The 12971-nt window shown below is 42.3% G+C and carries 9 protein-coding genes; 5 read left to right on the forward strand and 4 right to left on the reverse strand.

Translation table 11 applies throughout. The features are described from left to right. Nucleotides 1-31 precede the first annotated feature (31 nt). Together ACST13_RS02255 and ACST13_RS02260 are read left to right on the forward strand one after the other, a co-directional pair. Complete coding sequence (locus ACST13_RS02255) at nt 32-1294, forward strand: cation:dicarboxylate symporter family transporter (protein ID WP_459521598.1); 1263 nt, start codon at nt 32-34, stop codon at nt 1292-1294. Nucleotides 1295-1300: 6 nt separating this feature from the next. Then, nucleotides 1301-3574 (forward strand): NADP-dependent malic enzyme, encoded by a 2274-nt coding sequence (locus ACST13_RS02260; protein WP_459521599.1) that lies wholly within the window; start codon nt 1301-1303, stop codon nt 3572-3574. Here ACST13_RS02260 and ACST13_RS02265 read toward each other — a convergent pair. Continuing rightward, a complete protein-coding gene (locus ACST13_RS02265; protein WP_459521600.1) occupies nt 3571-5106 on the reverse strand; it encodes a M61 family metallopeptidase in 1536 nt (511 codons plus the stop codon). The genes ACST13_RS02260 and ACST13_RS02265 overlap by 4 nt on opposite strands. Further along, nucleotides 5106-6314, reverse strand: a complete 1209-nt coding sequence (locus ACST13_RS02270; RefSeq protein ID WP_459521601.1) for an ABC transporter permease — start codon at nt 6312-6314, stop codon at nt 5106-5108. The genes ACST13_RS02265 and ACST13_RS02270 overlap by 1 nt, the downstream gene beginning before the upstream one ends. Before the next feature lie 40 nt (nt 6315-6354). On the opposite strand from ACST13_RS02270, the gene ACST13_RS02275 reads away from it, so the two are divergent. Both ACST13_RS02275 and guaA read left to right on the forward strand, forming a co-directional pair. Further along, complete coding sequence (locus ACST13_RS02275; protein ID WP_459521602.1) at nt 6355-7515, forward strand: exo-beta-N-acetylmuramidase NamZ family protein; 1161 nt, start codon at nt 6355-6357, stop codon at nt 7513-7515. Nucleotides 7516-7567: 52 nt separating this feature from the next. Continuing rightward, on the forward strand, nt 7568-9091 hold the full coding sequence (gene guaA / locus ACST13_RS02280; RefSeq protein WP_459521603.1) for a glutamine-hydrolyzing GMP synthase: 1524 nt from the start codon (nt 7568-7570) through the stop codon (nt 9089-9091). Nucleotides 9092-9360: 269 nt separating this feature from the next. On the opposite strand, the gene pepT is transcribed toward guaA, so the two are convergent. Continuing rightward, complete coding sequence (pepT, locus tag ACST13_RS02285; RefSeq protein ID WP_459521604.1) at nt 9361-10635, reverse strand: peptidase T; 1275 nt, start codon at nt 10633-10635, stop codon at nt 9361-9363. A 138-nt stretch (nt 10636-10773) separates the two neighbouring features. On the opposite strand from pepT, the gene ACST13_RS02290 reads away from it, so the two are divergent. Further along, nucleotides 10774-12036 (forward strand): citrate synthase, encoded by a 1263-nt coding sequence (locus tag ACST13_RS02290; protein ID WP_459521605.1) that lies wholly within the window; start codon nt 10774-10776, stop codon nt 12034-12036. A gap of 60 nt (nt 12037-12096) precedes the next feature. On the opposite strand, the gene ACST13_RS02295 is transcribed toward ACST13_RS02290, so the two are convergent. Next, a complete protein-coding gene (locus tag ACST13_RS02295) occupies nt 12097-12744 on the reverse strand; it encodes a 7-carboxy-7-deazaguanine synthase QueE (RefSeq protein ID WP_459521606.1) in 648 nt (215 codons plus the stop codon). Nucleotides 12745-12971: the final 227 nt, after the last annotated feature.

The raw sequence follows: 12971 nt of genomic DNA on the forward strand, positions 1-12971 counted from the left end.
TTACATTTGTTTTACAACCTAACATAAACGAATGAAGAGCGTAACTATTTTACAGAACCTGACTTTTTGGGTTTTATTATCCATTTTACTAGGTGTATTCATTGGTCACTTTTCACCTGAACTAGCTTTATATAAGGTATTGGAATCTAAATTCACCTATAATCTTTTGGGTGCTGATTTAAGTTTTGGTCCTACGCTTAGTGAAGTATTTAGTGGCGTCTTTATCAGTTTAGTGAAGATATTTATCAATCCCATCATTTTCTTAACAATTAGTTTAGGGATTGTGAATATGGGTAATCTAAAAAAGGTTGGTCGCGTAGGAGGAAAGGCACTTTTGTATTTTGAGGTGGTGACTACCATCGCCTTATTGATTGGTCTTGCCGTTTCTACCTTGATTGAACCCGGAATAGGTGTAATACGAGATGATATTGCAGGTGGTGATATTTCTAAATATACCCAAAAAGCAGCCGGATTCTCTTGGGTCGGCTTTTTAAAGGAAAATTTTACGGTGCAGGTATTGGGATTCTCCATCTTTTTTGGCATCTTTTTAAACTTTGTGCGCGGAAAGGCGAGGATGATTTCTGGTATGCAGCAAGCGTCACATTGGGTGTTTAAAGGACTAAAGATCATTATGTATTTAGCGCCTTTGGGAGCTTTAGGTGGGATGGCCTTTACGATAGGCAAGTTTGGGATTCATTCTTTAGTTCCTTTGGCTAAATTAATGTTGACGGTCTATGTAACGATGGGAATCTTCGTTTTCGTGATTCTAGGATTTATTATGCGGTCTTGTGGAGAGCGAATTTGGTCTTTTTTGGGCTATATCAAACAGGAGTTATTAATCGTTTTAGGCACCTCCTCTTCAGAGGCGGCGCTCCCCTCTTTAATGCATAAATTAGAGAAAATGGGCTGTTCTAAGTCGGTAGTGGGTTTAGTCGTACCGGCTGGTTACTCCTTTAACTTAGATGGCACGAGTATTTATTTATCTATGGCTACCTTATTTTTAGCCCAAGTTTATGGTGTACATTTGTCTTGGGAACAGATGCTGACCATCGTGGGTATATTGATGGTGACTTCGAAAGGGGCAGCAGGGGTGACCGGAAGTGGATTCGTAGTTTTAGCGTCTACTTTAAGTGCATTACAAGTAATTCCTGTGGAAGGATTAGCGCTCTTATTAGGAGTGGATCGATTTATGTCAGAGGCAAGAGCGATTACTAATTTTATTGGAAACGGTGTGGCGACGGTTTGGCTTGCTAAACATGAGGGAGAATTTCAATCAGATGAATCAACTAACTAATCATATATGTCTAATTCATCCATTTTAAGACAAGATGCTCTCGAGTATCATGCAGGAGGGAAACCTGGAAAAATTGAAGTAAAACCGACGAAATCCACCGCTACTCAGCGCGATTTGTCTTTAGCGTATTCGCCGGGTGTGGCAGAGCCATGTTTAGAAATTGCAGAAAATGTAGAGAAAGTCTATGATTATACGGCCAAAGGAAACCTAGTAGGCGTCATCTCTAATGGTACAGCTGTTTTAGGTTTAGGAAATATTGGTCCAGAGGCGAGTAAGCCCGTGATGGAGGGGAAAGGCGTACTTTTTAAAGTTTTCTCTGATATTGATGTATTTGATATCGAGTTAGCCGTGACGGATCCAGATGATTTTGTGGATACGGTGGCTCGCTTGGAGCCTACTTTTGGCGGGATTAACTTAGAGGATATCAAATCACCGGAATGCTTTGAGATCGAAGAGAAATTAAAAGCGCGTTTGAAGATTCCGATTATGCATGATGATCAGCATGGGACGGCCATCATTTCGTCTGCGGCTTTATTGAATGCCCTAGAGATTGTGGACAAGAAGATTGAAAAGGCTCGCTTCGTTGTCTCTGGTGCTGGCGCTGCTGCTATTTCGTGTATTAAAATGTATTTGAAACTCGGTGCGCGCATTGAGAACTTTTATATTTTCGATAAGGACGGATTAGTTTCGTCTGATCGCCCTGATTTGAATCGCTATTTAGCCCCATTAGCTGGAAAGGCTGGAAAAATAACCTCTTTAGCTGATGCGATGAAGGGGGCTGATATATTTTTGGGTCTTTCTGTGGGTAACATCCTAAAACCCGAGATGATCGCTGCGATGGCGAAGAAACCGATCGTCTTTGCAATGGCAAACCCTACGCCGGAGATTGGTTATGAAGAGGCGAAGGCAGTGAGGAAAGATTTGATTATGGCGACAGGTCGTTCGGACTTTCCTAACCAAGTCAATAATGTATTAGGCTTTCCATTTATCTTCCGGGGAGCTTTAGATGTAAGAGCGTCTGAGATAAATGATGAGATGAAGCTAGCGGCGGCAAAGGCTTTGGCCTGCTTAGCTAAAAAACCGGTTCCTGATATTGTTAACTTAGCTTATAATGAGAAGTCCTTGAGTTTTGGGCCTGAATACATTATTCCTAAACCAGTGGATCCACGCTTAATCACCACCATTTCGATGGCTGTGGCGAAGGCTGCTATGGATTCTGGTGTGGCGACTAAGCCCATCTTAAACTGGGATGCCTACGAAAGTCAATTAGCTAAACGCTTGGGATTAGACAATCAAGTGATGAAATTCATCTTGAAAAGGGCAAAATCCAAACCGAAACGGATTGTTTTTGCGGAAGCAGAGAACCTAAAGGTGCTTAAGGCAGTTCGTGAAGTATTGGACGAAGGAATCGCAAAACCAATTTTATTAGGTCGCAAGGCAAATATCGATGCCATTTGCGAAGAGCATCATATCGATTTAGGGGATATTGAGATCTTTGATTTCAAACACCCAGATAATGCGGGTCTGTTAGCCGAGTTTGCTGAATTATTTTATGAGAAGCGTAAACGTCGTGGATTCACGCGTTGGGAAGCGGAGAAGCAAGTTCGCAAGAGCAATTATTTTGCTGCCATGATGTTAGAGACAGATAGAGCCGATGGTGTCATTTCTGGATTAACGAAGAATTATCCGGATGCGATTCGCCCTGCTTTGCAAATCATTGGTAAAAAGCCAGGGGTGAATAAGGTAGCGGGTATGTACCTGTTACTTAGTAAACAAGGGCCACTATTCTTCTCGGATACAACGATTAATTTCCAGCCTTCGGTGGCTGATATTGTGGAGATTACGGAATTGACCTCAGAGGCGGTGGAACGTTTTAATCTAAAGCCTAAAATTGCGATGTTGTCCTATTCTAACTTTGGTTCAGCGGATGGAGACGATGCCTTGAAGATGCGCGCGGCCACAGCCATTTTGAAGGAGAAACATCCGGAATGGGTGATCGAAGGGGAGATGCAAGCGCATTTGGCCTTTGATAAGGAATTAAGACAACAGAACTATCCTTTTGCAACTTTGGGAAATGATACGGCGAATACGCTAATCTTCCCTAACCTGTCTTCGGCTAATATTGCCTATAATTTATTGAAGGAGGCAGCCGATATCGAATACATAGGACCTATTTTACTCGGATTGCGTAAGCCAGTGCATGTATTGCAATTAGGTGCGTCAGTACGTGAGATTGTGAATATGGTGGCGATTGCCGTAGTAGAATCACATAGTATTTAATTATATATCCAAGCCTGTCTCAGTTTCAATTGGGACGGGCTTGGGTTTTTACTTTCCTTTAACTCCTGCTTCAGGTCATCTAGGAAGCGAACTTTATCTTTCTTCTCATCTGTGCTGCGTAACTCACAGCCAATTTTTTCCAAAAGTAGTCCAAGAGGCAAGTCCTTATTTCCACTGACATAGTTAGCGAAGAATTGATTGATACCCTTCATTTTTGTTGTCTCCGCAATAATTCTAAATAGTTCATCATCCTTGAATGAGGTTGAAGAGCCAAACCGAGCGGATAAATCCCTGATTAATTGTTGCGTTCCATACACGCCATTTGTCTCGCTGCGTAAGTATAAATCAAGGCAGAGGCCGATTAGGGCTCCTTTTTGGTAGACATTCCCATATTCCTCTTTGTGTTTATTTAATACGCCCTTACTTAGTTTAGTAAAAGGAACGGTATTGTCGTAGCTGAAGTGCATCGTTCGGTATTTCTCCGTCATACGTTCTAAAAATTCCGTCAGACTGATTAATCCACCCTGCAGCTGCATATGTTGCGCAGCATATTCGGTGAGGCCTTCATAGAGCCAAAGATGCTTTGACATCTGAGGGTTTTGGAAGTCAAATCGACCAATTTCTTCTGAATGTAAGTTCAAAGGGGTCTGAATATGGAAGAACTCGTGAGCGCTGACATCCCTTATCACAGGCCCCATCACATTGATGGAATCTTCTGGCAAATAATAAAATGACGATTGCGCATGTTCTAATGCCCCATAGCTTCCATTTTTCAGATGCTCAGACATCACAATCAAAAAAGCATATTTATTTACGGGGAATCGGCCTCCCAGGTAGTGCAATTGCGCTTTTAATAGGGGTTTTAATTGTGTCGTAATCTCTGACGCCTTTATTTTTTGATTTGGTGAATAGACAGAGATGAGGATCTCTGCATTAGCCAGGTGGAGATGAACGGTGTCAGGAGCTGCTACGAGGAGGGGAGCGTCGGTTAGACTTTGGTAGGTAGCTGCTGAGTAACGTCCATTTTTTTCGATTAAGGACGAGGAGGCAACCATCCCAGGTGGTACATTTAATTGTAGTGAAACAGGCAGCAGTTCTCTGCCTTTTATATAACCCAGTAAAGCATGGGTATTCAGCGCAAAAAGCGTGTCTTGTTGAAAATTCGTTCCAGCTGGTTCAAAAACATAAGGTCCCTTTATCTCTGGACTATCCCATGAGTCATCTACTTCATAACTAAGGGAGGAGGCATTCGCAAATGTATAGGAATTAGTATCTTTTCGAATGACCATAATCGGCTTTCCGGAGGCATCGTAGGCTTGTAGGTTTTGGACGTATCGACCAAAATTATAAATCGCATAAGTTCCCGGAACCATTTTAGGGAAACAAAACTCCTTCACACCTGCGGGTAATTTCACTTCCACGGTAAGGCGGTCGTTTTGCAGTCGATTTAAGTCAATGGAATAGCGGAGGCTATCTTGCGCTTTCGCAACAGTAATGCTAAGAAAAATAAGAAGGAGTAGCTGGCGAATCATTAATTCTTAAAGTTCAAGGCTTCGTTTGGCTCTATTCGAGTGATTAATAGGGTAGGGATGCTCATCATAAAACCAACCAATGTTATGGTCAGCGCATTCACGATTCCCCAAGTGGCTGCATCCCATTGAATAGGAACGCTGCTCATGTAATAACTCTCCGGATCCAATGGAATCAGGTGGTAGGTCGACTGAATATAACAGAATAAAAAGGCGATTGCATTACCAATTAGCAATCCTCTGACTAAAATAAATAGTCCATTCCACCAGAAAATTCGCCGAATCTGTGCCGCGGAGGCTCCCATGGATTTTAACAATCCTACCATGGGGACGCGTTCCATGATCAAAACCCAGAGGGTAGCGATTAGATTAAAGCAAGCCACCACAAATAAGAGACTAATGAAGATGACGATATTACGGTCGAGCATGGTCATCCAGTCGAAAAGAGCTGGATAGATTTCAGTCACAGGTTGTATGCGCCATTCAGGAGGCATTGTTTTACCCAGTGCCTCCGTCTTAGCCTCTACGTTTTGCTTGCTCTTAAAGTATACTTCGTAGGTACCTAGGGAATCCGCTGTCCAGCCGTTCATTTTTTGAACCCAGTCGCGGTCAGCTAAGACAAATATTTTATCTAATTCTTCTAGTCCCGTTTCATAGATGCCGGCGACTTTCACTTTACGAGGTCTTTCTGGAGCGCTGAGGAAGTAGAGAATCAGAGAACCATTTGTTTTGACCTTTAGTTGTTTTGCCAAAGAAGTACTTAAAATTACCTCCTGAGGGCCTGCTAAATGTGCGGAGCCATCTATGATATTTTGCTGCAGTTGTTTCACCGGCAAATCCTTTCCAATACCTTTCACCACAATCCCCGCTAAACCGTCTTTACCAACAATAATTCCTGGACGTTGTACGTGAGCTTGAATATGATCAATCTCCGGACGTTTTACTGTTGTGGCCTCCCATTCAAGATTACGCGCCAAAGGACTTTCTGATAAGGATCGATTGCCTGATATTTGGGAAATGCGCGCCTCCCCAGAAAAGCTAGTTAATTTCTCTTGAATGGCCGACTTAAAGCCAAATAAAATGGCAAAAGCCACTAATATAATGGCGGTCCCCACTGCGATAGTTCCGATTCCCACATAGGTCACCGTTTTAGAGAAGGAGGTGTCCTGAGTTTTCCGAATACGCCTAGCGACAAAAAGAGGGAAATTCATTAGATTTGATTTTCAATTCTGAACCGCAAAGAAAACACGAATGCTGCGTAAATCAAATATTATTGCCTTATTGTTCAGCCTTTTGGCCTTCACAGGATATAGCCAAAACACGCTTATTCCCGGTGCAGCCCAATTCAAAGCTTATCTGCCTTCTTTAAAAGGAAAAAATATTGCATTAGTCGTTAACCATACTTCTGTGGTTGGTAAGACGCATCTCGCAGATACCCTATTATCGCTAGGCGTTTCGGTGAAGAAAATTTTTGCACCTGAACATGGTTTCAGGGGAACCGCAGATGCGGGCGCGCATATCGATAACGAGGTGGATAGCAAGACAGGTTTAGCGCTCATTTCGTTGTATGGGAAACATAAGAAGCCCACACCAGAGGATTTACAAGGAATTGATGTAGTACTTTTTGATATTCAAGACGTAGGCGCGCGTTTTTATACTTATTCATCCACTTTGCATTATGTTTTAGAAGCCTGTGCGGAGAGCAAGGTACCCCTGCTAGTTTTAGATCGTCCTAATCCGAATGGACATTATGTCGATGGTCCAGTTCTTGAAAAGGCGCAGGCATCCTTTGTAGGCTTGAATCCGATTCCAGTAGTTCATGGTTGTACGTTAGGAGAATTAGCGCGCATGATTAACGGAGAAGGTTGGTTAGCGAATGGGGCCAAAGCCTCACTTAGCGTCATCCCTGTCGCCAATTATAGCCATGCCTCTCCGGTTCACGCAACTATCGCTCCTTCCCCTAATTTGCCAAACGATCAAGCGATTGCCTTATACCCTTCCCTTTGTTTATTCGAGGGAACGAATGTCAGCATCGGCCGAGGAACTGATTTGCAGTTTCAAGTGACAGGAACGAACATCGCTGGTTTGGGAGATTATACCTTCACCCCCGTTCCTAAACCAGGAGCGATGGATCCTCCTTTAAAAGGCCAAATTTGTTACGGTTATAACCTCTCGTCTTTACCGGCTCGAAATATAGGATTTAGTCTAAAATACCTTTTGTATTTCTATCAGAAATCAGGTTTAGGCGAGAAATTCTTTACTTCGCCCGCCTTCTTTGATAAGTTAGCGGGAACAGATTCGCTACGTCTAGCTATCATCGCTGGTAAATCAGAGAAAGAAATTCGGGATTCTTGGGAGCCGGGATTAATTCAATACCGAAAAATGCGCCAAAATTACCTCCTCTATCGCTAGAATTAGCTAAAAAATTCCGACATTTACCGTTTATTTTTTAGCAAAAACAAACATGGCGGAAAAGATCCTTATTCTTGATTTCGGTTCTCAGGTGACTCAATTAATTGCGCGTCGCATCAGAGAAGCGCAAGTCTATTGCGAAATACATCCTTTTAATCATATCCCAACAATTGACGAATCGGTAAAAGGTATTATCCTTTCCGGAAGTCCGTGTTCGGTACGTGACGAAGATTCTCCGCGAGTGGATTTAAGCCTGTTTGGTTCTCTACCCATTTTGGGAATTTGCTATGGGGCACAATTATTAGCTCACCAAGGCGGAGGCTCTGTGCAAGCCTCAGGCCACCGCGAATACGGTCGTGCACACATGACTAGCGTAAAAGAAAGTCCACTATTGAAAGGATTGTCTGCAACAGCTCAGGTTTGGATGTCACACGGCGATACGATTATGGAATTGCCAGCAGAATATGAATTAATCGGTTCTACCGAAACCGTTCGCGTGGCTGCTTTTGCCCATACATCGAAGCCCATTTATGGTATTCAATTCCACCCAGAAGTGACACACTCGACGGAAGGAAGTATTTTAATCAAGAATTTTATCGTGGGAATTTGTGGCTGCGCTCAGACGTGGACATCGGATTCATTCGTAGATAGAACAGTGGCTGAATTACAGGCTAAAATAGGGAATGACAAAGTCGTTCTAGGTCTATCAGGCGGTGTAGATAGCTCAGTGGCTGCGGTTTTATTACACCGCGCCATCGGTAAAAACCTCTACTGCATCTTCGTTGACAATGGTTTATTGCGCAAAGATGAATTTGAACAAGTATTAACATCATACAATACCTTAGGCTTGAACGTGAAAGGAGTTAATTCCAAACAACGTTTCTATGATGCCCTAAAAGGATTAAGTGATCCAGAAGAAAAGCGTAAGGCGATTGGTAAGACATTTATCGAAGTTTTTGACGAGGAGGCCCATCTAATTGAAGGCGTTTCTTGGTTAGGTCAAGGTACCATTTACCCTGATAAAATTGAGTCAGTTTCGTTGAAAGGCCCTAGCGCTACCATTAAATCTCACCACAACGTGGGTGGATTACCTGACTTCATGAAGTTGAAAGTGGTGGAGCCATTAGATGCTTTATTTAAAGATGAGGTTCGTCTAGTAGGTAAAACATTAGGTGTCCCAAAAGATATATTAGCCCGTCATCCTTTCCCGGGCCCAGGTTTAGGTATCCGTATTTTAGGGGATATTACCCCAGCGAAGGTGGATATCTTACAAAAAGTGGATGCCATTTTCATCAACGGCTTAAAGGAAGATGGATTATATGACCAAGTTTGGCAAGCTGGAGCAATCCTTTTGCCAATTCAATCCGTAGGTGTGATGGGGGATGAGCGTACGTATGAGCAAGTTGTTGCCTTGCGTGCAGTATCTAGCGTGGACGGAATGACGGCAGACTGGTGTCACTTGCCTTATGAATTTTTGGGTCGCATTTCGAACGAGATTATCAATAAGGTCAAAGGTGTGAATCGGGTGGTGTATGATATTTCGAGTAAGCCGCCGGCGACTATTGAATGGGAATAAATTGTTATGTGTGTTCGAAATCGTGCTGCGCAATGATTTCTTCACACCACATAACAATTTATTTCTTGGAAGGTGGTACGAAAATGTGCTGCGCAATATTTTCTGCACCCCATAAATAAATTTATTTCAATGGTTTTGTGTGCTGCGCAATGATTTCTTCACACCACATAACAATTTATTTCAAAGTAAAGTATAGAGCACAAAGAATAAAGCACAAAGATGGAATCCCCTCTAGGGATAATTTAAGGGGTGATTTTTTTATGCCATCTTTATTCTTTATGCTTTAGATTTTGAAACAAATCAACTAAATAAAGAACCGTCTCCGTCGCCTTCTGCATATCCTGAACGGAAACCCATTCTTGCTTACTGTGGAAAGCGTGTTCCCCAGCGAAGATATTGGGACAAGGTAATCCCATGAAAGTTAAGCGGGAACCGTCGGTGCCACCGCGGATGCTGGTAGTTTCGGCTTTCAGTCCAGCTAATTTCATGGCTTCCATAGCTAAATCAATGCATTCAGGATGATTGACTAGTATTTCGTTCATGTTTCTGTATTGTTCGGTTTGCGTATAGGAGGCAGTAGAATTCGGGTATTTGCGCAAGACCATTTCGGTAATCTGTTGAATAATGAATCCGTATTCGCGCAGTTTTTCGGTTTCGAAATCGCGGATAATGAACTCGATTGTAGCTTCTTCCACGCTACCCGTTATGTCTGTGGGGTGGATGAAACCTTCTTTTGCTTCTGTCGTTTCTGGGCTTAGTCGGTCTTTAGGAAGGGTATTAACGATTTCTGCGGCGATTTTGAGGGCACTTTCCATTCGGCCTTTGGCAAAACCCGGGTGCTGTGAAACGCCCTGAATTTTAACTACAAATCCATCGGCAGAGAAGGTCTCATTTTCTAAATGTCCGCGCTTTTCTCCATCTAAGGTATACCCATATTTGGCCTTAATCTTCTGCATATCCACGTGATCTGTACCACGACCCACTTCTTCATCCGGCGTAAAAAGGATTGTTATAGGTCCGTGAGGTACTTCTGTGTGAGTAAAATAAAAGGCCGCAACGTCCATAATTTCTGCAACACCCGCCTTATTATCAGCTCCTAAAAGCGTCAAACCACTAGCTGTTATGATGTCATTTCCCACTTGCTCTCCTAAATCTGGATGATCAGCTAATCGAATGATGATGGAGGGGTCATCTGGTAAAACTAAATCTTGTCCATGATAATACGAATGGACAATGGGTTTTACACTTGAACCGGAACAATCAGGGGAGGTATCCATGTGGGCACAAAAGCAAAGTCCGGGAACTTCATGTGGCACATTGGAGGCTAGGTGTGCATATACATAGCCGAATTCATCCAGGTGCGCGTTTTGAATACCGAGAGATTGTAATTCTTGAACTAAAATTTTTCCTAGATCTTTTTGCTTCTCTGTCGTGGGACTGCTGCTAGAATGAGGGTCGGATTGAGTATCAATTTGGACATATTCAAGAAAGCGTTCCTTTGATGTGAAGGCGTAATTTTGGATCAATTCCGGTAGTTGAGGCATGAAATGCGAATTACATTGAAATATTAGAAGAAAAAATTGTCTATATTGAATTTATTTCTTTTGAATATGTAAAGGTAATACTCCTTTAAGAATTACGTATTATCTTAGTAGCTTGAATTTTATAAGCTTACTACTACTATGTCCCAAAATGCTATTGTTAACCTAGATGGCCAAACGTTCGAATTTCCTACTTTCATAGGAACTGAAAACGAAAAGGCAATCGACATCGCGAAACTTCGCGATTTAACTGGATACATAACCTACGACCCGGGTTTTAAAAATACGGGTGCAACGAAAAGTGCTATTACTTTTTTAGATGGAGAAGAAGGAATTCTGAGACACTGTGGTTATAGTATTGAAGAATTAGCAGACAAAGCTAGCTTCTTAGAAGTGGCTTATTTGCTTTTAAATGGCGAATTACCTACTCAATCTCAATTAGATGCGTTTGAGACAGCTGTGAAAAAATACACGGTGACTAATGAGGCTTTATTGAAAATGGAGCAAGTTATTCCGACTAGCACTCACCCGATGAGCGAATTATCTGCTCTTGTGGGTTTGATGGAAGGTCAATATAATCCTGACGAAACAAGCGAGAATATCTTACGTTTAATTGCGGCGCTGCCTATTTTAGCAGCTTGGAATTATAAGAAATCGATTGGAGAAGCTATCGTGGCACCTGATCAATCTTTGGACTATTGCTCTAACTTCTTGAAAATGATGTTTGCTAAACCTGGCGAAGATTATAAAGTAGACCCAATCGTTTCTAAGGCATTAAATAAATTATTAATTCTGCACGCCGATCACGAGCAAAACTGTTCCACTTCTACAGTTCGCTTAATCGGTTCTTCACACGCGAGTGTATTCTCCAGTATATCAGGGGGTATTCTAGCTTTATTCGGTCCATTACATGGTGGAGCGAATCAAGCTGTCATCGAAATGTTAGAAGAAATCAAGCAAGCGGGTGGAGATACATCGAAATTCATCGCCATGGCGAAAGATAAGACGTCGGGATTCCGTTTGATGGGCTTTGGTCACCGAGTTTATAAAAACTTTGATCCTCGGGCTCGTATTATCAAGAAGGCGGCAGACGCTGTGTTGACTGCTTTAGGTGTAAAAGATCCAGTTTTAGCGATTGCTCAGGAATTAGAGGCTGCGGCTTTAAGTGATGAGTATTTCGTGGCACGTAAATTATACCCGAACGTAGATTTCTACTCAGGTATCATCTACCGTGCTTTAGATATCCCTACGAATATGTTTACGATCCTTTTTGCGATTGGGCGTCTTCCGGGTTGGATTTCTCAACATAAAGAAATGATGACTAATAAAGATCCTATCGGTCGTCCTCGTCAAATCTATGTAGGTTCTCCTGAACGTGCATTTGTTGATATTGCGAAGCGATAAGCATCATTTATAAGTAGAAAAGCCTCCGAAATCGGGGGCTTTTTTTTTGCGGTTGGCAGATTAAGGGATCTGCAAAAATTTATGTGTTTGAACCGAAATCCGCCAGGACGGATTTGCTTTCACAAAATCCACAATAAGGGGATTCATTTGATCCTGCTTTGACCATTCAGGTTGCAAATATAATGCAGCTGTTGCCGGTAATTTCATAGCCCATTCTTGCGCCCATGGAATGTCAGATGGGTGATTAACCACCACTTTTAATTCATTGGTGATGGCCAAAATATCCTCGTTAGGCGCCTTGAATTTCTTAGGTGAGAAACATATCCAATCCCAAGTGCCGGTTATTTTTTCAGCTACGCCTGAAGTTTCAATGTGAGTTCTAAATCCAGCTGTTTTTAATTCTTCTGTTAAAGGACCCAAATCGTGCATTAATGGTTCCCCTCCTGTGATGACCACTAAGCGACCTGGATGTTCTATTGCTTCTGCTAACAAGGTAGCCACGGATTTTACTGGATGGGTATCAATAGGCCAAGATTCTTTTACATCGCACCAATGACAACCTACGTCACATCCGCCTAAACGAATAAAATAGGCTGCATGGCCTTGGTATTCACCTTCCCCTTGAATGGTGTAAAAAGATTCCATCACTGGATACGTAAATTCGGTTCTTTTTACGTCGGTTTTTATATCTTTGGGGTCGGATTGCATTTGGACTTAAAATTGTATCCCAAAATTAAGTCTAGAATTGTAATTTTACTAATCCATGAATCCAACAAACGCAAAAAATCGCCTTTTCATTGCTATCGGGCTTGTAAGCACCTTGTGTTTATTATCCGCTTGTTGGTCAGCGCGCTGTTCCTATAAAACCTGTCGGGTGAAAGTAGAACATCGCCATGGAGTGTCTTATTATCGTCCTAATGTGGCCTTTTCTTGGA

It is taken from the genome of Aquirufa sp. A-Brett2-W8 (assembly GCF_054558755.1).

What these genes read in the sequence shown, in the direction of transcription:
- ACST13_RS02255 (WP_459521598.1), top strand. Translation starts at nt 32, where the DNA reads ATGAAGAGCGTAACTATTTTACAGAACCTGACTTTTTGGGTTTTATTA.
- ACST13_RS02260 (WP_459521599.1), top strand. Translation starts at nt 1,301, where the DNA reads ATGTCTAATTCATCCATTTTAAGACAAGATGCTCTCGAGTATCATGCA.
- ACST13_RS02265 (WP_459521600.1), bottom strand. Translation starts at nt 5,106, where the DNA reads ATGATTCGCCAGCTACTCCTTCTTATTTTTCTTAGCATTACTGTTGCG.
- ACST13_RS02270 (WP_459521601.1), bottom strand. Translation starts at nt 6,314, where the DNA reads ATGAATTTCCCTCTTTTTGTCGCTAGGCGTATTCGGAAAACTCAGGAC.
- ACST13_RS02275 (WP_459521602.1), top strand. Translation starts at nt 6,355, where the DNA reads ATGCTGCGTAAATCAAATATTATTGCCTTATTGTTCAGCCTTTTGGCC.
- guaA (WP_459521603.1), top strand. Translation starts at nt 7,568, where the DNA reads ATGGCGGAAAAGATCCTTATTCTTGATTTCGGTTCTCAGGTGACTCAA.
- pepT (WP_459521604.1), bottom strand. Translation starts at nt 10,635, where the DNA reads ATGCCTCAACTACCGGAATTGATCCAAAATTACGCCTTCACATCAAAG.
- ACST13_RS02290 (WP_459521605.1), top strand. Translation starts at nt 10,774, where the DNA reads ATGTCCCAAAATGCTATTGTTAACCTAGATGGCCAAACGTTCGAATTT.
- ACST13_RS02295 (WP_459521606.1), bottom strand. Translation starts at nt 12,744, where the DNA reads ATGCAATCCGACCCCAAAGATATAAAAACCGACGTAAAAAGAACCGAA.